Genomic DNA, 22,587 nt, shown 5'->3' with positions numbered 1-22,587 from the left:
GGGTGTTCCTTACCGCGATGTCGCTACTGCGGTGTGTCCCGCCACGGCGTCCCTACCCTGGCGGGCTATCGCACTCAGTCGGCCTGGCGGCGCAGGAACGCCGGGATGTCCAGGTAGCTGTTGTCGCTGCCGAAGTCCGCCACGGCCGGGCCGGTCGGTTCCTGGCGCGAGCTGCCGCGCAGGCTGCCGCCGAAGCTCGGCATCGGCGCATGGCCGACGTCGTCCATCGCCGAGAACTCCGGCTGGCCGGTGGTCGCATTGCGCACCAGTTGGATCGGCGCGCGCTGCGATTCGCGGTCGTGGCCGTGACCGCGCACCGACTGCTTGGCGGCGACGCGGTTGAGGCCGGTGGCGACCACGGTGACCTTGACCTCGTCCTGCATGTCCGGGTCGAGCACGGTGCCGATGACCACGGTCGCGTCTTCGGAAGCGAAGTTCTCGATGGTGCGGCCGACCTCATCGAACTCGGCCATGGTGAAGTCCGGACCGGCGGTGATGTTGACCAGGATGCCGTTGGCGCCGGCCAGGTTGACGTCGTCGAGCAGCGGGTTCTGGATCGCCGATTCGGCCGCGGCCTGGGCGCGGTCGTCGCCGCGTGCGGCGCCGGTGCCCATCATCGCCAGACCCATCTCGCTCATGACCGTGCGCACGTCGGCGAAGTCGACGTTGATCAGGCCCGGACGCACGATCAGGTCGGCGATGCCCTGCACGGCGCCGAGCAGCACGTCGTTGGCGGCACGGAAGGCCTGGATCATGGTCGCGTTGCGGCCGAGCACGGTGATCAGCTTCTCGTTCGGGATGGTGATCAGCGAATCGCAGTGGTGCGACAGCTCTTCGATGCCCTTCAGCGCGACCTGCATGCGGCGGCGGCCTTCGAACGGGAACGGCTTGGTGACGACCGCGACGGTCAGGATGCCCATCTCCTTGGCGAGCTGGGCCACGACCGGCGCCGCGCCGGTGCCGGTGCCGCCGCCCATGCCGGCGGTGATGAAGACCATGTCGGCGCCGGTCAGCGCGTCCATGATGCGTTCGCGATCTTCCAGCGCGGCTTGACGGCCGACTTCCGGATTCGCGCCTGCGCCCAGGCCCTTGGTGACATTACTGCCGAGCTGCAGCTGCAGCTTGGCGCCGCAGTTCTTGATCGCCTGCGCGTCGGTGTTGGCGGTGATGAACTCCACGCCGTCGACGTTGCCGCTGACCATGTGCGCCACGGCGTTACCGCCGCCGCCGCCCACGCCAACGACCTTGATGACCGCGTTCGGGGCCATTTTTTCAACCAGTTCGAAATGTGCCATGTCCTCGTCCTCTTATTAGTGCCGGGATTCGGGAATCTGGATTCGGGATTCGTAAAAGCGAAGCCCTGGTCTCGATGCCGTCCTCTCCGACGTTTTTGGTTTTTTTCTGCCGGGAATTGGGATTCGGGAATCGGGATTCGCAAAAAGCGAAGCCTTGGTCTCGATGCCGTCCTCTCCGACGTTTCGCTACTCGTTTACCGCTACTGCCGTTGCCACAACCTGCCAGTGCTGTTGCTCGTGCTTGTGCTGTTGCTGTTGCTGTTGCTCTTACGATTCCCGAATCCCAATTCCCGACTCTCGAATCGCCGCCTTCAGAACTCTCCGCGATACCAGTTCTTGATCTTGTTGAAGAAGCTGCCGGCGCGACCGGTGGAGATCACCGGACGGCGCGGGTTCTCGATCTGGCTGCCCATCAGCAGCAGACCGACGCCGGTCGCGTGGACCGGGTTGCCGACCACTTCGCCCAGGCCGGTGACGTGCTGCGGAATGCCCACGCGCACCGGCATCTGCAGCATTTCCTCGGCCAGCTCGACCACGCCTTCCATCTTCGAGGCGCCGCCGGTCAGGACCATGCCGGCGCGCACGTGGTGCTCGAACCCCGAGCGGCGCAGTTCGGCCTGGATCATTTCGAAGATTTCCTCGTAGCGCGCCTGCACCGCCTGCGCCAGCGAGTGACGCGGCATGCGCCGCGGCGGACGGTCGCCGACGCTCGGCACCTGGATCGATTCCTCGGCCGTCGCCATCTGCGCCAACGCGCAGGCGTAGCGGACCTTGATCTGCTCGGCTTCCGGGGTCGGCGTGCGCAGCATATGGGCGATGTCTTCGGTGACCTTGTCGCCGGCGATCGGCAGGCTCGCGCTGTGGGCGATCGCGCCCTGCACGAACACCGCGATGTCGGTGGTGCCGGCGCCGATGTCGACCAGGACCACGCCGAGCTCGCGCTCGTCGCTGGTCAGCACGGCGTTGCTCGAGGCGAGCACGCCGAGGATCAGGTCGTCGACCTGCAGGCCGCAGCGCTGCACGCACTTGCTGATGTTGGCCGCGGCCGACTGCGCGCACACGACCAGGTGCGCGTGCACCTCCAGGCGCACGCCGGTCATGCCGACCGGGTTGCGGATGCCTTCCTGCGAATCGTCGAGCACGTAGTCGCGCGGGATCGCATGCAGGATCTTCTGGTCGGCCGGGATCGCCACCGCCTTGGCCGCTTCCAGCACGCGGTCGAGATCGCCGTAAGTGACCTCGCCGTCACGGATCGGCGCGATGCCCTGCGAGTTGCGGCACTGGATGTGGTTACCGGAGATCGAGGCGTAGACCGAGCGGATCTCGCAGCCGGCCATCAGCTCGGCTTCCTCGATCGCGCGCTGGATCGATTGCACCGTCGATTCGATGTCGACCACGACGCCGCGCTTGAGACCGCGCGATTCGTGCGAGCCGATGCCGATGACTTCGATCGGAGTGCCCGGCCGGCCGTCGGAAGGCGTGTACTCGCCCACCAGCGCCACCACCTTGGAGGTGCCGATGTCGAGGCCTACGATCAGCGACTTGTCGCCTTTGCGGTTCATGACTGTCCTTGCTGCTGTTTCGGTGCCGCCTCGGGTGCCTGCACGGGCGCCCAGGACAGCGAAAAACCATTGGTGTAACGAAGATCGGCGCGCGCGAGCACTTGCACGCGCTGGGCCAACAACTGCGGCAACAACCTGACGAAGCGGCCCAGGCGGGCGCGCGCTTCGCTGCGCCCGACCACGATCTGCGCGCCGTTGCCCAGACCGAGCGTCCAACTGCCGCGCTGGTCCACCTCGACCTGCCTTACGTCCATGCCGACCGGGGCGAACAGCTCGCGCGATTCGTTGTAGAGCGCCACCACGTCGGCGACCCGCGCATCGGGCCCGCCGAACTGCGGCAGACCGTCCGGCACCTGGATGCCGTCGACCGGGAACAAGCGTCCCTGCTCCGACAGCAACTGGTCCTTGCCCCAGCGCGCGAACGGCTTGTGTTCGATCACGCTGACTTCCAGCACGTCGGGCCAGCGCTTGCGCACTTCGGCATGCTCGACCCACGGCAGCTTGGCCACCGAATCCTGCGCGGCCGCCAGATCCACCGCGAAGAAACCGCGCTGCGCATACGGCAACAAGGTCTTGCGCAACGACGCCGCATCCACCCGCTCGAACTCGCCGGTCACGCGCAGGCGCTTGAGCGGCCACTGGTTCGCGCCGACCCAGCCGTTGAGCACGGCTACGACCGGCAGCGCGACCAAGGCCAGCGCAAGTAACCAACCGACGAGGCGGAGCATGGCGTTCACGCCGCGTCACCTCCTACGGCGGGCGACGCGACCACGGTCGCCTCGAGCACGCGCCAGCACAGCTCGTCGTACTCGATGCCGACCTGGCGCGCGGCCTTCGGCACCAGCGAGTGGCTGGTCATGCCCGGCGCGGTGTTGACCTCGATCAGGTAAAGCTGGCCGCTGTTGCGGTCGCGCATCACGTCGACCCGGCCCCAGCCCTTGCAACCCGCGGCGACGAAGGCTTCCATGGCGAGCCGGCGGATCTCGGCTTCGTCGGCGCCGTCCAGGCCCGGGCACAGGTACTGAGTGTCGTCGGCGATGTACTTGGCGTGGTAGTCGTACCACTCGCCCTTGGGCACGATGCGGATCGACGGCAGCGCGGTATAGCCCTCGCCGTTGACCAGCACGGCCACGGTCAGCTCGTCGCCGATCACCATCTGCTCCATCAGCATCTCGCCCGGATAGCGCGCAGCCAAGGCCACCGCCTCGTCGATGTCGGCGTCCTTGAGCACGCGCGACACGCCGACACTGGAGCCTTCGCTGGAGGGCTTGATGATCACCGGCAGACCGATCTCGCGCGCCGCCGCGTGGACATCGTCGCCCTTGGCGATGCGCTTGTAGCGCGGCGTCGGCAGGCCGGTCGACATCCACACCTGCTTGGTGCGGATCTTGTCCATCGCCAGCGCCGAGCCGAGTACGTCCGAACCGGTGTACGGCACGCCGAGCGCTTCCAGCACTCCCTGCAGCACGCCGTCTTCGCCGCCGCCCTTGTTGCCGTGGAGGATGTTGAAGACGCGGTCGACGCCGCCGGCGCGGATGGTGTCCATCAACGCCGGGATGCCGTCGACCGCGAACGCGTCGACCCCGCGCGAACGCAGCGCTTCCAGCACGCCGCGCCCGGAATCCAGCGACACTTCGCGCTCGGCGCTGGTGCCGCCCATGAGCACGGCAACGCGGCCGAACACGGCCGGGTCGGTGACGCGCAGCGGCGCGAACTGCAGACTCACCACGCTCACTTCGATTCTCCCTGGAAACCATGGCTGGCGAGCTGCTGCGCGGCCGCGCCGATGTCGCCGGCGCCCATCAGCAACAACAGATCGCCGTCGTTGAGTACGTCGGGCAGCACGCCGGCGAGATCGCCGGCACCGCTGACCACGACCGGATCGATACGGCCGCGCGCGCGGATCGCGCGCGCCAGCGACTTGGCGTCGGCGCCGGCGATCGGCGCTTCGCCGGCCGGATAGACCTCGGTCAGCACCAGCGCATCCACCGAGGACAGCACCGCGGCGAAGTCGTCGAACAGGTCGCGGGTGCGGCTGTAACGGTGCGGCTGGAAGGCCACCACCAGGCGCTTGTCCGGCCAGCCGCCGCGCGCCGCGGCGAACACCGCTTCGAGCTCTTTCGGGTGATGGCCGTAGTCGTCGACCAATTGCACCACAGCGCCCTTGTCGGTGCGCAGTTCGGCGAGCAGGTTGAAGCGGCGGCCGATGCCTTCGAATTTCTCCAGCGCGCGCGCGATCGCGTCGGGCTGAACACCGAGCTGCCAGGCCACCGAAGCGGCGGCGAGCGAGTTGAGCACGTTGTGACGGCCCGGCAACGCCAGGGTCACCGCGGTGCGCGAGGCGTCCGGCAGGCACAGGGTGAAATACATCGCGCCGCCGCGTTGAGTGACGTCCTCGGCGCGCACGTCGGCGGTTTCGTCGAAACCGTAGGTCATCACGTGACGCGGCGTCTCGGCAGCGAGCCGGGCGACGTTGGCGTCGTCGATGCACAACACGGCCAGACCGTAGAACGGCAGGCGGTGCAGGAATTCCTCGAACGCGGCCTGGACCTTGGCGAAATCGCCGCCGTAGTTTTCCAGGTGGTCGGCATCGATGTTGGTGACGATGGCGATCTGCGGGTTCAGGCGCAGGAAACTGCCGTCGCTTTCGTCGGCTTCGGCGACCAGCCACTGTCCCCCGCCGAGCCCGGCGTTGGCGCCGGCGGCGAGCAGCTTGCCGCCGATCACGAAGGTCGGGTCGATCCCGCCTTCGGCCAGCACGCTGGCGGTCAGCGAGGTGGTGGTGGTCTTGCCGTGGGTACCGGCCACGGCGATGCCGCGGCGGAAGCGCATCAGCTCGGCCAGCATTTCTGCGCGCGGCACCACCGGAATGCGCTGGGCGCGCGCTTCCATCAGTTCTGGGTTGTCGCGCTTGATCGCGCTCGACACCACCACGCAATCGGTGCCCAGCACGTTGGCCGCGGCGTGGCCGCGATGGACGCTGACGCCCATCGCCTCGAGCCGGCGGGTCACCGCGTTGTCGGCCATGTCCGAGCCGGACACCTGATAGCCGAGCGTGCACATGACTTCCGCTATCCCGCTCATGCCGGTGCCGCCGATGCCGACGAAATGCACGCGCGGAAAGGCCTTGGCCAGATCGCCGGTGTGTTGCAGGCGGCGGCGAAGTGCGGTGCTCATGCGGTAACTCCGTGATTCGGGATTAGGGATTCGGGATTGGGATGGACGACAACCGGGCGATGCTTCGGCCCGCGGGTGCGAATCCCGAATCTCGAATCCCGAATCGCGGCGCGTAAGCGGCTCATCGCCCCACCCCCAGCACCGCATCGGCGACGCGTTCGGCGGCGTCGGGTTTGGCCAGGGCGCGCGCGGCGTTGGCCATCTGCAACAGCACGCCGCGCTCGGCCAGGATTTCGATGGTCGCCGACAAGCGTTCGGCGAGGTCGCCGGCCTGCGGCAGCAACTGCGCCGCGCCGCGATCGACCAGGAAACGCGCGTTTTTGGTCTGGTGGTCGTCGACCGCTTGCGGGAACGGCACCAGCACGCTGCCGACGCCGGCCGCGCACAGCTCGGCCAGGGTCAGCGCACCGGCGCGGCAGACCACCAGGTCGGCCCAGGCGTAAGCCGCGGCCATGTCGGCGATGAAAGGTTCGACCGATGCGACCACGCCGGCCGCGGCATAGGCGCGCTCGGCCTCCTCGCGCAGCTTCTCGCCGCACTGGTGCCGCACCTGGCACGGCACGCGACCGCGCAGGCCGGCGATCGCCGCCGGCACACCAGTATTGAGCGCGCGCGCACCCTGGCTGCCGCCGAGCACGAGCAGGCGCAACGGACCGCTGCGTTCGGCGAAACGTTGCGCCGGCACCTCGATGGCCGCGATCTCGGCGCGCACCGGGTTGCCGACCACTTCTTCGCGGCCGCCCGGGAAGGTATCCGGGAAGCCGGTCAGCACATGGCGCGCGAAACGCGACAGCACGCGATTGGTCATGCCCGGCGCGCGGTTCTGTTCGTGCACGATCAACGGCACGCCGGCCAGACGCGCGGCCAGGCCGCCGGGGCCGGCCGCGTAACCGCCGAAACTCACCACGGCGCGCGGCTGGCGCTGGCGCAGCACGCGCTGCGCCGCGCGCACCGAGGACAGCAGGCGGAACGGTGCGCGCAGCAATGTGGCCAGGCCCTTGCCGCGCACGGCGCTGATCGCGATGGTGTCGATAGCGACGTCGTGCTGCGGCACCAGGCGCGTTTCCATGCCGCCGTCGGCGCCGAGCCAGCACACCGGAACATTGCGGCCCCGCAAAGCCTTGGCCACCGCAAGCCCCGGGAAGATATGCCCGCCGGTGCCGCCGGCAAGAATCATCACCGGGCGTTCGCTCGTACGAAGCTCGCTCATGCGGACCTCCCGAGCGAAGGCTCGACGCGCTGGCGCAGGCGGCTGGTGCCGCGCGCGTTGTCGTTGCGCGTATTGGACGACGCTGCCGGGCCGGTATTCGACGCAGCCGCTGCCGGCGACGCCGCGCCCTGCCCTTGGCCGGCTTCGCCGCGCAGGCGCGCGACCTGGCGCTGGGCGCGGTCGAGTTCGTAGGACACGCGCAACAGCACACCCAGAGCGGCGCAGCTCATCAGCACGCTGGAGCCGCCGTAGGAAATCATCGGCAGGGTCAGGCCCTTGGTCGGCAGCAGCCCCAGGTTGACGCCGATCGAAACGAAGCTTTGCAGCCCCATCCACAGGGCGATGCCGAAGGCGACGTAGCCGGAGAAATGGCGGCGCATCTCGACGCACTTCAGGCCGATCCACAGCGCGCGCCCGGCCAGCAGCACGTACAGACCGACCACTGTGCAGACGCCGGCGAAACCGAATTCCTCGCCGATCACCGCCATGATGAAGTCGGTGTGCGCTTCGGGCAGGTAGGACAGCTTTTGCACCGACGCGCCGAGGCCGACCCCGGTCCACTCGCCGCGGCCGACCGCCATCAGGGCGTTGGTCAGCTGATAGCCGGTGCCGAACGGGTCGACCCAGGGGTTCAAGAACGAGGTCAGGCGGGTAACGCGGTAGGGCTCGGCGATGGCGATGATCGCCAGCACCGGCAGGCCGATCAGCACCGGCCCGAACATGCGCGGCATGTTGACGCCGCCGAGCACCAGCATGCCGGCGGTGATCGCCAGCAGCAGCGAGGACGAACCGAAGTCGGGCTGCATCAGCAACAGTGCGACCAGCACCACGGCCACGCCGATCGGCTTGAGCATCGCGCCCCAGGTCGCCGAGATGTCTTCGCTGAAACGCTTGAGATAGCTCGCCAGCCAGACGATGTAGAGCAGCTTGACCGCCTCGACTGCCTGGAAGCTGGCCGGGCCGAGGTTGATCCAGCGCTTGGCGCCGTTGACCTGCTTGCCGATCACCGGCACGAATACCAGCAACAGCAACACCACGCAGACCAGCAGCAGCCACTGGTTGTGCTGCTCGATGGTCTTGAGCTCGGTACGCATCAGCCAGAAGCCCAGACCCAGGCCGACCGACAGGAAGATCAGGTGGCGGGTCAGGAAGTAGAACGGATCGACGGCATGGGTCGCGGCGACGCCGAGCGACGCCGAGCCGACCATGATCACGCCCGCGCAGGCCAGCGCCGCGGACACGGCGAGCAACCACGGGTCGTAGCGCCCGTGGATGGCGTCGAGTCGCGTTGCCTGGCGTGCGGAGTTTTCCATCAACGGACCTTGAGCGTTGCCAGACCGACCAACACCAACACCACCGAGATGATCCAGAAGCGCACGATCACGCGCGGCTCGGGCCAGCCCTTGAGTTCGAAGTGGTGATGGATCGGCGCCATGCGGAACACGCGCTTGCCGGTGAGCTTGAACGAAGCGACCTGGATCATCACCGACAGGGTTTCGATGACGAACACGCCGCCCATGATCACCAGCACCAGTTCCTGACGGACGATCACGGCGATGGTGCCGAGCACCGCGCCGAGCGCGAGCGCGCCGATGTCGCCCATGAACACCATGGCCGGATAGGTGTTGAACCACAGGAAGCCGAGCCCGGCGCCGGCGATAGCCGCACAGATGATCACCAGCTCGCCGGCCCCGGGCACCTGCGGAATCTGCAGGTACTTGGAGAACTCGGCGTGGCCGGAGGCATAGGCGAACACGCCCAGCGCGCAGGCGACCAGCACGGTCGGCATGATCGCCAGGCCGTCGAGGCCGTCGGTCAGGTTGACCGCGTTGGAGAAACCGACGATCCAGAAATAGGCGACCACGATCAGGCCGGCACCGAGCGGAATCGCGATGGCCTTGATCAGCGGTACGTAGAAGGTCGTACTGGCAGCGGTGGCCGGATCGGCGGTGAAGTACAGGAACATGCCCGCGGCCAGGCCGAAGATCGATTGCAGCAGGTACTTCCAGCGCGACTTCAAACCGTTGGGGTCGCGGTGGACGATCTTGATCCAGTCGTCGTACCAGCCGATCGCGCCGAACGCCAGCATCACCGCCAGCACCAGCCAGACATAACGGTTGCGCAGGTCGCCCCACAGCAGCACCGAGGCCAGCACCGTGACCAGGATCAGCGCGCCGCCCATGGTCGGCGTACCGGCCTTGGAGAAATGCGTCTGCGGGCCGTCCTGGCGGATCGGCTGGCCGCCCTTGTACTGGGCGAGCTTGCGGATCACCGCCGGCCCCCACCACAACGACAGCGCCAGCGCGGTCAGCGCGCTGAGGATGCCGCGGAAGGTGAGATAACCGAACAAGCCGAACAGGCTCTGCAGTTGTTCGAGCCAGCGAGTCAATTCAAGCAACATGCGACGTCCCCTTCCCCTGTTCGGGCTTCTGCGCGGACAGCAACGCCGTCACGATCCGATCCATCGCACTGCTGTGCGAACCTTTGACCAACACCCGCACGCCGTCGCGCAAATCGGCGGCCAGCGTCTGCGCGAGCGCGGCGTGGCTCTCGTGCACGCTGCCGCCTTCGCCGAAAGCCTTCGCCGCTGCGCTGCTGAGCGCGCCGAGCGCGTACAGGCGGCGGATGCCGGAGGCCTTGGCGCGGCGGCCGATCTCGACATGCATCGCGATCTCGTCGTGGCCGATCTCGCGCATGTCGCCGAGCACCAGCCAGTTCTCGCCGCCGATCTCGGCCAGCGCGTCGATCGCCGCCGCGGTCGAGCCGGGGTTGGCGTTGTAGCTGTCGTCGATCAGCACCGCGCCGTTGTCGAGGCGATGGGTGATCAGGCGCCCCTCGACCGGGCGCGCAGCGTTCAGGCCGGCGACGACAGCGTCGAAGCCGGCGCCGGCGGCGAGCGCCAGCGAGGCCGCGGCGAGCGCGTTGCGCACGTTGTGCCGGCCGACCAACTGCAGCGCGATCTCGGCCCGCCCCTGCGGCGCGACGAGCACGAAGGTCGAGCCTTCGGTGCCGAGGCGGACGTCGAGCGCGGTGACCTCGGCGCTGGCGTCCAGGCCGAAGCGGATCGCCCGGCGCCCGGCCGCACGCTCGCCGAAGTACGGGGCGAAAGCGTCGTCGGCGTTGATCACCGCCACGCCGTCCTCCGGCAGGGCGTCGTAGATCGCCGCCTTGGTGTCGGCGATGCCGAGCAGGCTGCCCATGCGTTCCAGATGCGCCGGCGCGATGTTGTTGACCAGGGCCACCTGCGGGCGCGCCACCCGCACCAGATAGGCGATGTCGCCGGGCTTGCCGGCGCCCATCTCGTAGATCGCGAACTGCGCGTCTTCCGGTGCGTCGAGCACCGCCAGCGGCAGGCCGATCTCGTTGTTGCGGTTGCCCGGCGTCGCATAGGTGCGGCCGGCGCGTTCGAGGATCGCCGCGGTCAGGGTCTTGACGCTGGTCTTGCCGTTGCTGCCGGTGATGGCGACGACGATGTTGCCGCTGCGCTGCGCCTGTACCGCGGCGGCGAGGTCGGCGAGCGCGCGCTCGCTGTCGGCGACCACCACCTGGGCGATCGGGGCATCGATCTCGCGCGCGACCAGAGCACCGACGACGGCGCTGCCGGCCAGCTTGGCGACATGGTCGTGGCCGTCGAAACGCTCGCCCTTGAGCGCGACGAACAGCGCCGCGCCCGTCTCGGGCAGCGCGCGGGTATCGGTGACGACCAGTTCGATGGCCGCATCGGCGCCGTGCAGGCGGCCGCCGGTCATGCGCGCGATCTCGGACAGCCGCAGGCTCTTCATGGTCGCTCCTGCCCATCCCGGGCCCGCGGCACTTGCGCATCCATGTGCGGCGCGCGAGCCTCCAGCGCCGCTCGGGCTACTTCGGTGTCGTCGAAGGCATGGCGCACGCCCTGGATCTCCTGATAAGGCTCGTGACCCTTGCCGGCGATCAACACGATGTCGTCGGCATCGGCCTGGGCGATGGCGTGGTCGATCGCCGCGCGACGGTCGCGCAGGACCACGGCGCGCTGCGGATCGCGCAAACCGGCCATGATGTCGGCGACGATGACGTCGCCGTCTTCGCCGCGCGGATTGTCGTCGGTGACGATGACCAGGTCGGCGCCGTATTCGGCGATCGCCGCCATCTGCGGGCGCTTGCCGCGATCGCGCTCGCCGCCGCAGCCGAACACGCAGATCAGGCGCGCGCCAGCATGCGAGCGCAGCGAGGCCAGCGCCTGTTCCAACGCGTCGGGCGTATGCGCGTAGTCGATCACCACCAACGGCGCGACGCCGTCGCCGCCGAGGCGGTTCATGCGGCCGTGGATGGGCTGCAACTGCGACAGGGTTTCGGCGATCTGCGCCGGCTTGTCGCCCAGCGCGTACAAGGTGCCGGCCACCGCCAGCAGGTTGTCGACGTTGAACCGGCCCAGCAGCGGCGACACCACCGCGTGGGTCTGGCCGTCGACGACCAGGTCGAAGCCGATGCCGCGGTTGTCGAAGCTCAGGGTTTCGGCGCGGACGACGGCGTTGTCGCGATCGCGCGAGCTCAGGCCCACCGCGCGCACCGACTTGGGCAACTTGGCGATCAGCTCGCGGCCGAACTCGTCGTCGAGATTGATCGCCGCGGCCTTGAGTCCGGGCCAGGCGAACAAGCGCGCCTTGGCTGCGCCGTAGCTCGCCATGTCGCCGTGATAGTCGAGATGATCGCGGGTCAGATTGGTGAATACGCCGACGTCGAAATGCACGCCGGCGACGCGGCCCTGGTCGAGCGCGTGCGAGCTGACTTCCATCGCGATCGCGCTGGCGCCGGCCTCGTGCATGTCGGCGAGCAGTTCGTGCAACTGCAGCACCAGCGGAGTGGTGAAACCGGTCGGGACGATCTCGCCGTACAGGCCGGCGCCGAGGGTACCGACGGTGCCGCAGCGGATGCCGCGCAGAGCCCAGGCCTGCGCGATCAACTGCACGGTCGAGGTCTTGCCGTTGGTGCCGGTCACGCCGACCACGGTCATCGCTTCGGTGGCGCGCCCGTGGAAGCGGTCGCCCATCTCCCCCAGGCGCGCACGCAGTCCGGGCACGGCGATCGCATCGGCCGGGGCCGGCAGCTCGTCGGGCGCGGGCGGCTCGAACAGGATCGCGCTGGCGCCGTTGGCGCGCGCCTGCTCGACGAAACCCAGGCCGTGCGCGCCGAAGCCGGCGATCGCGACGAAGGCATTGCCGGGACGCACCGCGCGACTGTCCATCACCAGGCCGGTGATACGCAGATCGCCGGGGATGCCGGCGATGTCGGGCAACAGTTCGGCCAAGGGCATCAAGCGGCTCATCGCGCGCCCCCATGGACCAACGCACTCGCTGCGATCGGCGGTGGCGAAGCGACGGCCTGCGTCGCCACCGGAACCACCGGGCCGCTCGGCTTGCCGCCGTTCTGCTTGAGGCGCTTGGCTTCGGCCGCGGCCTGCACCGCCAGCCAGGTTTCGATGTCGTCGGGCGCGACGTCCATCAGGCGCAGGGCGCCGTCCATGACGTTGCGGAACACCGGGCCCGACACCGAACCGCCGTAGTAACCGCGCTTGGTCGGGTCGGGCTCGCTGACCACCACCACCATCGAGAAGCGCGGCTTCTCCACCGGCACCACGCCGGCGAACAAGGACACGTACTTGCGCGAATAACCGCCGGTGGCGCTGAACTTGCGGGTGGTGCCGGTCTTGCCGGCGACGTGATAACCGAGAATCGCCGCTTGCTTGGCGGTGCCGCCCGGCTCGGTCACGGTCTGCATCATGCGCATGATCTCGCCGGCCACCGCCGGCTCCAGCACCTGCCGCGCTTCGTTGCGTTGGCCCTTGACGAAGGTCGGCTGGATCAGGCGCCCACCGTTGGCCATCGCCGCATAGGCCATGGCGATCTGCATCGGCGTGGCCGACAGGCCATAGCCGTAGGACATGGTCGCCTTGGTGGTGCCGCTCCAGCGCGACGGCGGTGCGAGCAGGCCCGAGGACTCGCCCGGGAAGCCGCTGTTGGGCTTCTGCCCGTAACCGAAGCCGCGAATGAAGTTGTAGTAATAGTCGTTCGGCAACGGCAGGGCGAGCTTGGCCGCGCCGACGTTGGAGCTCTTGGTGATCACACCGGTGACGGTCAGCACGCCGTTGTTGTGGGTGTCGGTGATGCGATAGCGGCCATTCGGCATCCAGCCCGGCGTGGTGTTGACCAGCGTCGTGGGCTTGACCGCACCGGCGTTGAGCGCGGCGGCGACCGTGATCGGCTTCATCGTCGAACCCGGCTCGACCACGTCGGTGACCGCGCGGTTGCGGTGGGTGTCGCGGTTGCCGGCGCTGAGCAGGTTCGGGTTGTAAGTCGGCAGATTCGCCATCGCCAGCACTTCGCCGGTCTCGATGTCGAGCACCACCGCCGAGGCGCTGCTCGCGCCGGTATCGACCAGGGCGCGACGCAGCTCGCGGTAGGTCAGGTACTGGATGCGGCGGTCGAGGGTCAGGGTCAGGTCCTTGCCCGGCTCGGCCGACTGCACCAGATCGACGTTCTCGACGATGCGGCCGGCGCCGTCGCGGATCACCCGCTTGGTGCCGGGCTTGCCGCGCAGCTCGTGGTCGAACGCCAGCTCCAGGCCTTCCTGGCCGCGGTCGTCGATGTTGGTGAAGCCCAACACGTGCGCCATCGCCTCGCCCTGCGGGTAGAAGCGGCGGAACTCGCGCTGCGAGAACACGCCCGGCACCTTGTGCGCGAGGATCTTGCGCGCCTCGTCCGGATTGATCCGGCGCTTGAGGTACATGAATTCCTTGCCGGCGCGCTGGGCCAGCTTGCGGGTCAACTCGTCGCGCGACACGCCCAGCGCCTTGGCCAGTTCCGGCAGGCGCTCGGGGTTCTTGGCGAGCTCCTTGGGGTTGCCCCAGATCGACTCGACCGGCGTCGACACCGCCAGCGGCTCGCCGTTGCGGTCGGTGATCATGCCGCGCGAGGTCGGGATCGGAATCTCGCGCAGCGAACGCGCGTCGCCCTGCTGGCGATAGAAGTCGTTGCTGATGACTTGCAGGTCCAGTGCGCGCCCGACCAGGGCGACCGCGCACAGGCCGAGCGAGCCGCCGACCAGGATCAGGCGGTTGCGCAGGTTGAACTGGGCGACGCGACCGCGCGGCTTGTTGCCGCGCGAGCCGCGGTCTTCTCGGGCGCGTGCGAAGCGTTCGCCGATGCCTTCGACCAGACGATCGAAACCGCCGCCGCGGCCGCGGTCGCCGAGCACGCGATCGAGCGGCCCGCTGCGGGTGGGGCGCTGCGGCTTGCGACCGTTCATGGCCGGATCACCACGGTTTCGGCGCCTTCCGGGAATTTCATCCCGATGCGCTCGCGCGCGACCTGGTCGATGCGGTTGCTCTCCGCCCAGGTCGCCTGTTCCAGTTGCAGGCGGCCGAACTCGATGTTGAGTTCGTCGCGCTCGCGCTGGAGCTTGTTGAGTTGCACGAACAACTGGCGATGCTCGTGGCGCGCGAACACCACCAGCAAGGCCGAGACCACGTTGGCGACGATCAGCAGGGCGAGCAGCAGGCGCATCATGCTGCGCCTCCTGACGGAGGCGCCGGGAATCGGGATTGGGGATTGGGGATTTGTTCGAGCGAGTCCGAGCCTGCCTGGGCTTCATCGAATCCCGAATCTCGAATCCCCACTCCCAGCTTCTCGGCCACCCGCAGCACCGCGCTGCGTGCGCGCGGGTTGCTCGCGGTTTCTTCGTCGAAGGCCTTCTGGGCACCGCCGATCGCCAACAGGGTCGGGGTGAACGCCAGTTCGATCGGCATGCGCCGGTTGGCCGGCGGCGCCTTCGAATGGCGGGCGATGAACTGCTTGACGATGCGATCCTCAAGCGAATGGAAGCTGATCACCGCGAGGCGGCCGCCGGGCTTGAGGCGGGCCAGCGCGGCGTCGAGGCCGGCTTCGAGATCGGCCAGTTCGCGGTTGATGAAGATGCGGATCGCCTGGAAGCTGCGGGTCGCCGGATGGATCTTGTTGTCGCCGCGCGGCATCACCGAGGCGATCAGGTCGGCCAACTGGGCGGTGCGCAGCAAGGGCTGCTCGCCGCGGCGGGCGACGATGGTGCGGGCGATCTTGCGGCTCTGACGCTCTTCGCCGTAGGTCCACAGCACGTCGGCGATCTCTTTCTCCGACGCCGAGGCCAGCCACTGCGCCGCGCTCTGGCCGCTGTCCGGGTCCATGCGCATGTCGAGCGGGCCGTCCTTGCCGAAGCTGAAGCCGCGCTCGGCGACGTCGAGCTGCGGCGAAGACACGCCCAGGTCCAGCAGCACGCCGTCGAGGCCGGCGGCGGTTTCGTCCCAGTGGGCCAGGTCGGCGAAGCTGCCGCGATAGATCGACACGCGCGGATCGCCACCGAACTCGCGTTCGGCCACGGCGATCGCTTCCGGGTCCTTGTCCATCACCAGCAGCCGGCCTCGCGGTTGCAAAAGTTCAAGTACGCCGCGGGCATGCCCGCCGCGTCCGAACGTGCCGTCGAGATAGGCACCGTTCCCGAGCACCCGCAGGCCATCCAGCGCCTGCCGGTACATCACGGGAAGGTGGCCGGATCGCGCGTGCGTGCGTTCCATGCCACCGCCCGTCATAGCTGCAGGTCGAGCAGCTCGTCGCTCAGATCGTCGTCGGTGATCGTCTGACGGATCTGCGCGTGATGCGCCTGCTCGCTCCATAACTCGAATTTGTCGCCCATGCCCAGCAAGACGGCTTTCTTCTCGATGCCGACCGCGGCGCGATGGCTGCCTGGCAGGGTGATACGGCCGTTGCCGTCGAGTTCGACGAACGCGGCCGCGCCGACCAGCTTGAGCTGCATGTTGCGATTGACCTTCTTGGCCTTGGGCAGCTTGTTGACCTGGTCGCGGACGCGTTCCCAGATCGACAGCGGATACAGATAGAGAGAGCCCGACTCGAACGGGTTGTAGGTGATGACCAGGCGGTTGTCGCATTCACGCGCGACGACGTCGCGGTAGGCGGTAGGTACCGCCAGCCGTCCCTTGTCATCGATCGTGATGGCGGTTTCGCCCTGGAACATTGCGCACCTTTGCGGTTCCCGTCTCTACCGGACGGGTCACCTCGTTCATTCGTCCGGCTGGACGGCTGGCCTCGAAAACCCACAAAAACCCAGGTTTTCCCTCGGATGTCCACATTAGCAGGGTGCACAAGGTTGTCAACAACTTTCCGGGGCAAATTTCACCAAGCACATCAATGGCTTGCGGCGGACTTCAGAGTCTTATTCAAGACTTATCCACTAACCTTTGTTTCGTCTCACATTTTGAGACTCAGCACGTCACAAAGTGACCCTCACGCGATGGCCGTCACAGTTGTTAAAGTCCTGTTGCGAAGCAGCAACCTGTGTCGATCAGCGCAGAAGGTCGGATTTGCCCGCACGATCGGCGGCAACTATCGGAACATGCGCAAGCGAATGGATCGCCGATGACTGCCGCGATCCGGCACCCGGCCAGCGCCGCGGATCGGCGTGGCGCCCAAACCAAATCCCGACCGCGCTCGAGCGCCCCACCCGCCCGCATCGGACGCTGAAGGGGCCGGAACTCGGAAGCGCCAGGGACACCCCAAGAGCGCCCGCCCCCACCCCAGCCCTCTCCCGCCAGCGGGAGAGGGAACCTAGCCGCAGTGATCGTTGCGGCTGCAATAGCCGCACAAAGCAACCAGCCCCATTCAAAGCCCCGATGTCGAGAGCCCCCTTTAGTAAAGGGGGCGCCCCAACGGGGCGGGGATTTGGGTGCACATAGCGGGGCCCGAAGTTTGCGCAGCAAACTTTGGGGTTCACAGGGCGCAGCCCGAAGAACGCCGCCCCGAAGGGGCGGGGATTTGGACGCACATAGCGGGGCCCGAAATTTGCAACGCAAATTTTGGGGCTTCTTGGCGTAGCCAAGAAGCGCGAAGCCGGCCGATAAGCCGGGTTCTGTCGTGGACAGTCATTCCTCTAGGCGCAACGTCGCCGTTACGCTCAAGCAACCTACCCGGAGACATCGCGGGCCGCGACATAGTCTCCCTATTTGGTTTTGCTCCCGGTGGGGTTTGCCGTGCCGGTCTGTTGCCAGACTCGCGGTGCGCTCTTACCGCACCGTTTCACCCTTACCACGCACCCTTGCGGGCCGTTCGGCGGTCTACTCTCTGTTGCACTTTCCGTCGGCTTGCGCCGCCCAGGCGTTACCTGGCACCGTGCCCTGTGGAGCCCGGACTTTCCTCGGCACCGGATCTTGCGATCCGATGACGCGACTGCCTGGCCGACTCCGCGCCGGCATTGTCGCACGCGCCGAGCCGAATCGCCGGCGCGCGCCTGAATCGACGGAAACGATCTCATCCACGGCAAGGATCGGCCAAGCTCATGCCAAACGACGACCCCGAAGATCATTACCCGCTGTACCCATTGGGCATGCTGCGCCGACATGGGCTGGTCGGCGCTCAGGACTTGGCCGAGCGCCTGCCCTCGTGGAGCGAAAGCGAACTGCGCTCGGCCTTCTGGCCGGCCTATCGCTCGATTCGTGAAACCGAGACCGAACTGGAGCGCAGCTGCGGCATCGACGGCGGCGAACGCGTCCTGCAGCTCAACGGCCAGCCGATCTTCGTCTCGGAAGACATCTGGAACTTCCAGGTGCTGGCCGGCGCCGAGCTGATGGCCGCGCTGGTCGCCGCGCTCGAACGTCAGCGCGCGGCGTCGCCAGACACAGCGGCGCCTTAGTCGCCGCTGCCGTACAAGGCCTTGCGCGGCGCCCCGCTGAGTTCCGCCGCCAGCTTCGCCGCGGTCGACGGCGGCAGGTGCTCTTTCAGTTTGGCGTACAGGCGCAAACCTTCGACCACCTTGGCGTCGGCATCGTCGCCGGCGCCCTCGACCATCACCACGAACTCGCCCTTGCGCTGGTTCGGGTCGGCCTTGACCCGCGCGGCCAGTTCGCCGAGCGAGCCGTCGAGCACGGTCTCGAACAACTTGGTCAGCTCGCGCGCCAGCACCGCCGGCCGCTCGAAGCCGAACACATTGACCATGTCGTCGAGCGTTTCCTCGATGCGATGCGAGGATTCGTAGAACAACAAAGTCTGCGGTTCGGCGGCGAGCCGGGTCAGGCGTTCGCGCCGGGCCGCACCCTTGGCCGGCAGGAACCCCTCGAAACTGAACCGATCCGAGGCCAGGCCGGCGACGCTGAGCGCGGCGATGGCGGCGCAGGCGCCGGGCACCGGCGAGACGCGGATGCCGGCCGCGCGCGCCGCGCGCACCAAGCGGAAGCCTGGATCGCTGACCAGTGGGGTGCCTGCATCGGACACCAGGGCCAGCGAATCGCCGGCCTGCAAGCGCGCCACCAACTGCGCCGCCTGCTGTTCCTCGTTGTGCTGATGCAGCGCCAATAACGGCCGTTCCAGGCCGAAATGCGCCAACAACTGACGGGTGTGGCGCGTGTCCTCGGCGCAGATCGCCGCGACCGTGCGCAAGGTGTCGAGCGCACGCGGCGACAGATCGCCGAGGTTGCCGATCGGGGTTGCCACAATATGAAGGGTGCCGGAGGTCTGCATCGTACGGTTACGGTAAGGGCGGGTAGAATCCTAACCGGTCCCACAGGAACGCCGCTGGACGGCGGATGCAAGCCGATGAATCAAAAGAAAAACCGGCCCGCGATGACATGGATGTTCAGCCTCCTGGCCGCAACCGCCCTGCTCGGCGGCTGCGCCACGGTCGAAACCCGTCCGGTCGCGGCGATCAACGCGGCCAATCCGCTGATCGCCCAGGCGGCCCACCTCGCCCGCAATAACGCCAGCCTCAGCGGCGCGGCGCGAACCGAGAACGAACAACAGATCGAACGCCTGCTATCGCAACTCGACAACGCCGCCCTGGCGCGCGAAGCCGATGCCGTGCCGGTCGGCGATCCGCTCTACAACTACCTCGGTCGCCTGCTGATGCAGCGCGGCCTGCCGTTGCCGCGCCCGTTCGACCAGACCTCGAACTGGAGCTTCAGCGGCGCCGGGCAGCGTCCGCCGGCCGAAAGCGACGGTTACCGCCCGCCGGTCAAGCTCGCGGTGTTGCTGCCGCTGACCGGTGCGCTCGCGACCGCTTCGGCGCCGGTGCGCGACGGCCTGCTCGCCGGCTATTACGGCGAAAGCCGTCGTCGCCCCGAAATCGTCTTCTACGACACCTCCGGCACCGCCGGCGGCACTCTGGCCGCCTACGACAAGGCCGCCGCTGCGGGCCACGACTTCGTGATCGGCCCGCTCGGCCGCGACGAAGTCAGCGCCCTGTTCGGCAAGACCGCCCTGCCGGTGCCGGTGCTCGCGCTCAACCGCGGCAACGTCGCTCCGCCCAGCGGCAACGTCAGCTTCTCGCTGACGCCCGAGGACGAAGGCATCGCCGCGGCCGACTACCTGCTCGAACGCAAAGTCGTGCGCGTGCTCGCCATCGGCGGCGGCGACGAAGGCCAGCGCCGCGCGATCGCCGCCCTTAAGGAACGCCTGGCCGCACGCGGCGCCCAGGTCACCGATACCGTCGGCGAAGGCACCGCCGACCTGGCGCCGTTCGTGGCCAAGGAAGGCGGCGTCGACGCCGTGTTCCTGGCGACCAAGGGCAGCGCCGCACGCACCCTGATTCCGAAGCTCGCCCTGGTCGGCCTGGCCGACAAGCCGCGCGTGGCGACCTCGCAGTTGCTGTCGGGCACCGGCAAGCCGGATCAGGACCGCGTCCTCGACGGCATCGCCTTCCCTTCCGAGTCCTGGACCAGCGGCGGCGTGCGCGGCCTGCCGCCCGCCGTCGGCGCCGCCGCGACCCTGCCGACCGCGCGCGGTCCCGGCGCACGCCTGTTCGCTTTCGGTTACGACGCCTGGTTGCTGTCGGCCTACCTCGAACGCCTCGCCACCCGTTCGGACGCTTTTGTTTCCGGCGCCACCGGCGTGCTGCGCATCGATGGCTTCGGCACCGTGCTGCGCACGCCGGCGTGGTCGACCTTCAGCAGCGGCGTCGCGGTGCCGCTGGCGGATGCCTCGCGCCGCTGATCGCGACCCAGGCCCGACGCCGCCGGCGTCGGACCGGCGCGCGCGCGGCGCCGCGGTCGAAGCCGCCGCGCGTGCGCATCTGCTCGCCGCCGGCCTGCGCGAAGTCGCGGCGAACGCCAACTACCGTTTCGGCGAACTCGACCTGGTGATGCTCGACGGCGCCGTGCTGGTGTTCGTCGAAGTGCGTTACCGCCGCGACGACCGCTACGGCGGCGGCGCGGCCTCGGTCGACGCACGCAAGCGCCGCAAGCTGGTGCTCGCGGCGCAGAGTTTCCTCGCCGCCCATCCCCGCCTCGCCGACGGCGCCTGCCGCTTCGACGTGGTCGAGGCCGACGGCGATCCCGCCGCGCCGCGCCTGAACTGGTTGCGCGACGCCTTCCGCGCCGACGATCTCTGAGACGACTGCCCGATGCCGACCGTGATGACCCATGCCGTGGTACCGCTCGCCCTGGGTTGGGCGCTCGGGTCGCGGGTGATCGACCGCCGCCTGCTGGTCGCCGGCGCGCTCGCGGCGATGTTGCCGGACGCCGACGTGGTCGCATTCAAGCTCGGTATCGCCTATGCCGACGACTTCGGCCATCGCGGCGCCAGTCATTCGTTCGCGTTCGCCATGCTGATCGCCGCGTTCGGTGCGCTCGCCGCGCGTTGGTTGCGTGCGCCGCCGTGGACCGCGGCCGCGTGGTTGTTCGTCTGCACCGTCTCGCATCCGTTGTTGGATGCGCTGACCGACGGCGGCCTCGGCGTCGCCCTGTACTGGCCGTGGTCGGACCAGCGCATCTTCGCGCCGTGGCGGCCGATCGAGGTCTCGCCGATCGGCGCGCGCTTCTTCAGCGCGCGCGGCCTGGAAGTGCTGTGGTCGGAAGCGCGCTGGATCGCCCTGCCCGCGCTCGCGGTCGGCCTGCTCGGCGCGACGATGCGGCAGTGGCTGCCGCGTTCGGAACGCGCGCAATGACCGCCCTGCCCGACGAACTGCAACGCGAGTTGTCGGGCCTGCTCGGCGAAGCCTGGTTGACCGATCCCGGCGAACGCCTCGCTTACGCCTACGACAACTCGCGCCGCCACGCGATGCCCGATGCGGTGGCGCTGCCGCGCACGCGCGAACAGGTGCTCGCGCTGGTGCGCGCCTGCCGGCGCCATCGCGTGCCGGTGATCGCACGCGGGCGCGGCACCAACACCACCGGGGCCTCGGTGCCGGTCGCCGGCGGCGTGGTGGTTTCGTTCGAACGCATGAACCGCATCCTCGAGATCCGCCCGGGCGACCGTTGCGCGATCGTCGAGCCCGGCGTGCTCAACGGCGACCTGCAGACCGCGCTGAAGTCGCACGGCCTGTTCTGGCCGCCGGACCCGACCAGCGCCGCCTTCAGCACGGTCGGCGGCAACCTGGCCTGCAACGCCGGCGGCCCGCGCGCGGTGAAGTACGGCGCCAGCCGCGACAACGTGCTCGCAGTGACCGCGGTGACCGGCGCCGGCGAACTGATCGTCTGCGGCACTGCGACCACCAAGGGCTCCACCGGCTACGACCTGCATCGCCTGCTGGTCGGCAGCGAAGGCACCCTGGCCTTGATCGTCGAGGCGAGCCTGCGTCTGACACCCGCGGCGCCGGCGCGCGCGGCCTTGCGTGCGATCTATCGCGACGTCTCGGCGGCGGCGCAAGCGGTGGCGCGGCTGATGGCGCAACCGGTCACTCCGTCGATGCTCGAATTCATGGACGCGCGTGCGGTGCAGCTGGCGCGCGACGTCGGCGGCGCCGATCTGCCCGCACAGGCCGGCGCCTTGCTGATGATCGAGGCCGACGGCGACGCGCAGACCCTGCCGCATTCCATCGCGGCCTTGAAACGCACCGCGCAGGGCGAGGGCCTGATCTCGCTCGACGACGCCAGCGACGAAGCCGCGCGCGAAAAACTCTGGGCCGCGCGCAAGGCGCTGTCGCCGTCGCTGCGCACGTTGGCGCCGGGCAAGATCAACGAAGACGTGGTCGTGCCGGTGTCGCGCATCCCCGAGTTGGTCGACGGCGTGCAGGCGCTGGCACGCGAGTTCGATCTGCCGATCGTCTGCTTCGGCCATGCCGGCAACGGCAATCTGCACGTCAACCTGCTCTACGACCCGGCCGACGATGCGCAAAGCGAACGCGCCCATGCGGCGATGTCGCGGGTGTTCGCGCTCGCCCTAGCGCTCGGCGGCACCTTGTCCGGCGAGCACGGCATCGGCCTGGCCAAACGCGAGTTCATGCCGCAGGCCGTCGATGCGGCCACGTTGGCGCTGATGCGTCAGTTGAAGCAGGTGTTCGATCCCGACGGCATCCTCAACCCGGGCAAGCTGCTGCCGGAGGCCTGAGTTTCGCG

At 68.5% G+C, this 22,587-nt stretch carries 19 protein-coding genes, 1 other RNA gene and 1 pseudogene; 5 read left to right on the top strand and 16 right to left on the bottom strand.

All coding sequences use genetic code 11. From position 1 onward, the window contains the following. Positions 1 to 74: 74 nt before the first annotated feature. The 15 genes and pseudogenes from ftsZ to rnpB all read right to left on the bottom strand — a co-directional run bounded on the left by ftsZ (position 75) and on the right by rnpB (position 17,507). Entirely contained in the window at positions 75 to 1,295 is a 1,221-nt protein-coding gene (ftsZ, locus tag ACKN61_RS05655) for a cell division protein FtsZ (protein ID WP_031371604.1), read from the bottom strand. Between the two features lie 311 nt (positions 1,296 to 1,606). Next, positions 1,607 to 2,857, bottom strand: a complete 1,251-nt coding sequence (ftsA, locus tag ACKN61_RS05650) for a cell division protein FtsA (RefSeq protein WP_031371603.1) — start codon at positions 2,855 to 2,857, stop codon at positions 1,607 to 1,609. Between the two features lie 8 nt (positions 2,858 to 2,865). Beyond that, positions 2,866 to 3,594, bottom strand: a pseudogene (locus tag ACKN61_RS05645) (cell division protein FtsQ/DivIB); the annotation flags it as partial. After that, positions 3,591 to 4,583 carry a D-alanine--D-alanine ligase gene (locus ACKN61_RS05640; protein WP_408953767.1) on the bottom strand — a complete coding sequence of 331 codons (993 nt, stop codon included), beginning with the start codon at positions 4,581 to 4,583 and terminating at the stop codon, positions 3,591 to 3,593. The gene ACKN61_RS05640 and the pseudogene ACKN61_RS05645, both read right to left, overlap by 4 nt. Positions 4,584 to 4,588: 5 nt before the next feature. Further along, on the bottom strand, positions 4,589 to 6,034 hold the full coding sequence (murC, locus tag ACKN61_RS05635; protein WP_408952669.1) for a UDP-N-acetylmuramate--L-alanine ligase: 1,446 nt from the start codon (positions 6,032 to 6,034) through the stop codon (positions 4,589 to 4,591). A 121-nt stretch (positions 6,035 to 6,155) separates the two neighbouring features. After that, positions 6,156 to 7,244 carry an undecaprenyldiphospho-muramoylpentapeptide beta-N-acetylglucosaminyltransferase gene (murG, locus tag ACKN61_RS05630; RefSeq protein WP_408952668.1) on the bottom strand — a complete coding sequence of 363 codons (1,089 nt, stop codon included), beginning with the start codon at positions 7,242 to 7,244 and terminating at the stop codon, positions 6,156 to 6,158. After that, the gene (gene ftsW / locus ACKN61_RS05625) at positions 7,241 to 8,557 is read right to left on the bottom strand and encodes a putative lipid II flippase FtsW (protein ID WP_408952667.1); all 1,317 of its coding nucleotides are present in this window, start codon (positions 8,555 to 8,557) and stop codon (positions 7,241 to 7,243) included. The genes murG and ftsW overlap by 4 nt, the downstream gene beginning before the upstream one ends. Further along, a complete protein-coding gene (gene mraY / locus ACKN61_RS05620) occupies positions 8,557 to 9,645 on the bottom strand; it encodes a phospho-N-acetylmuramoyl-pentapeptide-transferase (protein ID WP_408952666.1) in 1,089 nt (362 codons plus the stop codon). The genes ftsW and mraY overlap by 1 nt, the downstream gene beginning before the upstream one ends. After that, positions 9,635 to 11,026 (bottom strand): UDP-N-acetylmuramoyl-tripeptide--D-alanyl-D-alanine ligase, encoded by a 1,392-nt coding sequence (gene murF / locus ACKN61_RS05615; RefSeq protein ID WP_408952665.1) that lies wholly within the window; start codon positions 11,024 to 11,026, stop codon positions 9,635 to 9,637. The genes mraY and murF overlap by 11 nt, the downstream gene beginning before the upstream one ends. Then, the gene (locus tag ACKN61_RS05610; RefSeq protein ID WP_408952664.1) at positions 11,023 to 12,546 is read right to left on the bottom strand and encodes a UDP-N-acetylmuramoyl-L-alanyl-D-glutamate--2,6-diaminopimelate ligase; all 1,524 of its coding nucleotides are present in this window, start codon (positions 12,544 to 12,546) and stop codon (positions 11,023 to 11,025) included. Before ACKN61_RS05610 ends, murF begins: the two co-directional genes overlap by 4 nt. Further along, positions 12,543 to 14,525, bottom strand: a complete 1,983-nt coding sequence (locus ACKN61_RS05605) for a peptidoglycan D,D-transpeptidase FtsI family protein (protein ID WP_408952663.1) — start codon at positions 14,523 to 14,525, stop codon at positions 12,543 to 12,545. The genes ACKN61_RS05610 and ACKN61_RS05605 overlap by 4 nt, the downstream gene beginning before the upstream one ends. Next, positions 14,522 to 14,785 (bottom strand): cell division protein FtsL, encoded by a 264-nt coding sequence (ftsL, locus tag ACKN61_RS05600; RefSeq protein ID WP_031371593.1) that lies wholly within the window; start codon positions 14,783 to 14,785, stop codon positions 14,522 to 14,524. The genes ACKN61_RS05605 and ftsL overlap by 4 nt, the downstream gene beginning before the upstream one ends. Next, on the bottom strand, positions 14,782 to 15,825 hold the full coding sequence (rsmH, locus tag ACKN61_RS05595) for a 16S rRNA (cytosine(1402)-N(4))-methyltransferase RsmH (RefSeq protein WP_408952662.1): 1,044 nt from the start codon (positions 15,823 to 15,825) through the stop codon (positions 14,782 to 14,784). Before rsmH ends, ftsL begins: the two co-directional genes overlap by 4 nt. A gap of 11 nt (positions 15,826 to 15,836) precedes the next feature. Next, positions 15,837 to 16,283 (bottom strand): division/cell wall cluster transcriptional repressor MraZ, encoded by a 447-nt coding sequence (gene mraZ / locus ACKN61_RS05590; protein WP_031371591.1) that lies wholly within the window; start codon positions 16,281 to 16,283, stop codon positions 15,837 to 15,839. Positions 16,284 to 17,147: 864 nt separating this feature from the next. Next, positions 17,148 to 17,507, bottom strand: an RNA gene (rnpB, locus tag ACKN61_RS05585) — RNase P RNA component class A. A gap of 93 nt (positions 17,508 to 17,600) precedes the next feature. Here rnpB and ACKN61_RS05580 point away from each other — a divergent pair. After that, complete coding sequence (locus ACKN61_RS05580; protein ID WP_408952661.1) at positions 17,601 to 17,954, top strand: hypothetical protein; 354 nt, start codon at positions 17,601 to 17,603, stop codon at positions 17,952 to 17,954. Here ACKN61_RS05580 and rsmI read toward each other — a convergent pair. Next, entirely contained in the window at positions 17,951 to 18,778 is an 828-nt protein-coding gene (gene rsmI / locus ACKN61_RS05575; protein WP_408952660.1) for a 16S rRNA (cytidine(1402)-2'-O)-methyltransferase, read from the bottom strand. The genes ACKN61_RS05580 and rsmI overlap by 4 nt on opposite strands. Before the next feature lie 111 nt (positions 18,779 to 18,889). On the opposite strand from rsmI, the gene ACKN61_RS05570 reads away from it, so the two are divergent. The 4 genes from ACKN61_RS05570 to ACKN61_RS05555 are packed head-to-tail and all read left to right on the top strand — an operon-like array spanning position 18,890 to position 22,579. After that, positions 18,890 to 20,245, top strand: coding sequence for a penicillin-binding protein activator (locus ACKN61_RS05570; protein WP_408952659.1), 1,356 nt, complete (start codon positions 18,890 to 18,892; stop codon positions 20,243 to 20,245). Beyond that, positions 20,229 to 20,642 (top strand): YraN family protein, encoded by a 414-nt coding sequence (locus ACKN61_RS05565; RefSeq protein WP_408952658.1) that lies wholly within the window; start codon positions 20,229 to 20,231, stop codon positions 20,640 to 20,642. The genes ACKN61_RS05570 and ACKN61_RS05565 overlap by 17 nt, the downstream gene beginning before the upstream one ends. A 12-nt stretch (positions 20,643 to 20,654) precedes the next feature. Then, a complete protein-coding gene (locus tag ACKN61_RS05560) occupies positions 20,655 to 21,197 on the top strand; it encodes a metal-dependent hydrolase (protein ID WP_408952657.1) in 543 nt (180 codons plus the stop codon). After that, complete coding sequence (locus tag ACKN61_RS05555) at positions 21,194 to 22,579, top strand: FAD-binding oxidoreductase (protein WP_408952656.1); 1,386 nt, start codon at positions 21,194 to 21,196, stop codon at positions 22,577 to 22,579. Before ACKN61_RS05560 ends, ACKN61_RS05555 begins: the two co-directional genes overlap by 4 nt. Positions 22,580 to 22,587: the final 8 nt, after the last annotated feature.

Source organism: Lysobacter sp. Hz25 (assembly GCF_046097045.1).
GTDB lineage: Bacteria > Pseudomonadota > Gammaproteobacteria > Xanthomonadales > Xanthomonadaceae > Lysobacter > Lysobacter antibioticus_B.
Note: the sequence above shows the minus strand (reverse complement) of the source record. Positions and strands in the feature narration are given on the sequence as shown.

What these genes read in the sequence shown, in the direction of transcription:
- murG (WP_408952668.1), bottom strand. Translation starts at nt 7,244, where the DNA reads ATGAGCGAGCTTCGTACGAGCGAACGCCCGGTGATGATTCTTGCCGGC.
- ACKN61_RS05580 (WP_408952661.1), top strand. Translation starts at nt 17,601, where the DNA reads ATGCCAAACGACGACCCCGAAGATCATTACCCGCTGTACCCATTGGGC.
- ACKN61_RS05555 (WP_408952656.1), top strand. Translation starts at nt 21,194, where the DNA reads ATGACCGCCCTGCCCGACGAACTGCAACGCGAGTTGTCGGGCCTGCTC.
- mraZ (WP_031371591.1), bottom strand. Translation starts at nt 16,283, where the DNA reads ATGTTCCAGGGCGAAACCGCCATCACGATCGATGACAAGGGACGGCTG.
- murC (WP_408952669.1), bottom strand. Translation starts at nt 6,034, where the DNA reads ATGAGCACCGCACTTCGCCGCCGCCTGCAACACACCGGCGATCTGGCC.
- ACKN61_RS05570 (WP_408952659.1), top strand. Translation starts at nt 18,890, where the DNA reads ATGTTCAGCCTCCTGGCCGCAACCGCCCTGCTCGGCGGCTGCGCCACG.
- rsmH (WP_408952662.1), bottom strand. Translation starts at nt 15,825, where the DNA reads ATGGAACGCACGCACGCGCGATCCGGCCACCTTCCCGTGATGTACCGG.
- ACKN61_RS05605 (WP_408952663.1), bottom strand. Translation starts at nt 14,525, where the DNA reads ATGAACGGTCGCAAGCCGCAGCGCCCCACCCGCAGCGGGCCGCTCGAT.
- ACKN61_RS05560 (WP_408952657.1), top strand. Translation starts at nt 20,655, where the DNA reads ATGCCGACCGTGATGACCCATGCCGTGGTACCGCTCGCCCTGGGTTGG.
- ftsW (WP_408952667.1), bottom strand. Translation starts at nt 8,557, where the DNA reads ATGGAAAACTCCGCACGCCAGGCAACGCGACTCGACGCCATCCACGGG.
- ACKN61_RS05610 (WP_408952664.1), bottom strand. Translation starts at nt 12,546, where the DNA reads ATGAGCCGCTTGATGCCCTTGGCCGAACTGTTGCCCGACATCGCCGGC.
- rsmI (WP_408952660.1), bottom strand. Translation starts at nt 18,778, where the DNA reads ATGCAGACCTCCGGCACCCTTCATATTGTGGCAACCCCGATCGGCAAC.
- murF (WP_408952665.1), bottom strand. Translation starts at nt 11,026, where the DNA reads ATGAAGAGCCTGCGGCTGTCCGAGATCGCGCGCATGACCGGCGGCCGC.
- ftsA (WP_031371603.1), bottom strand. Translation starts at nt 2,857, where the DNA reads ATGAACCGCAAAGGCGACAAGTCGCTGATCGTAGGCCTCGACATCGGC.
- ftsZ (WP_031371604.1), bottom strand. Translation starts at nt 1,295, where the DNA reads ATGGCACATTTCGAACTGGTTGAAAAAATGGCCCCGAACGCGGTCATC.
- ftsL (WP_031371593.1), bottom strand. Translation starts at nt 14,785, where the DNA reads ATGATGCGCCTGCTGCTCGCCCTGCTGATCGTCGCCAACGTGGTCTCG.
- ACKN61_RS05565 (WP_408952658.1), top strand. Translation starts at nt 20,229, where the DNA reads ATGCCTCGCGCCGCTGATCGCGACCCAGGCCCGACGCCGCCGGCGTCG.
- mraY (WP_408952666.1), bottom strand. Translation starts at nt 9,645, where the DNA reads ATGTTGCTTGAATTGACTCGCTGGCTCGAACAACTGCAGAGCCTGTTC.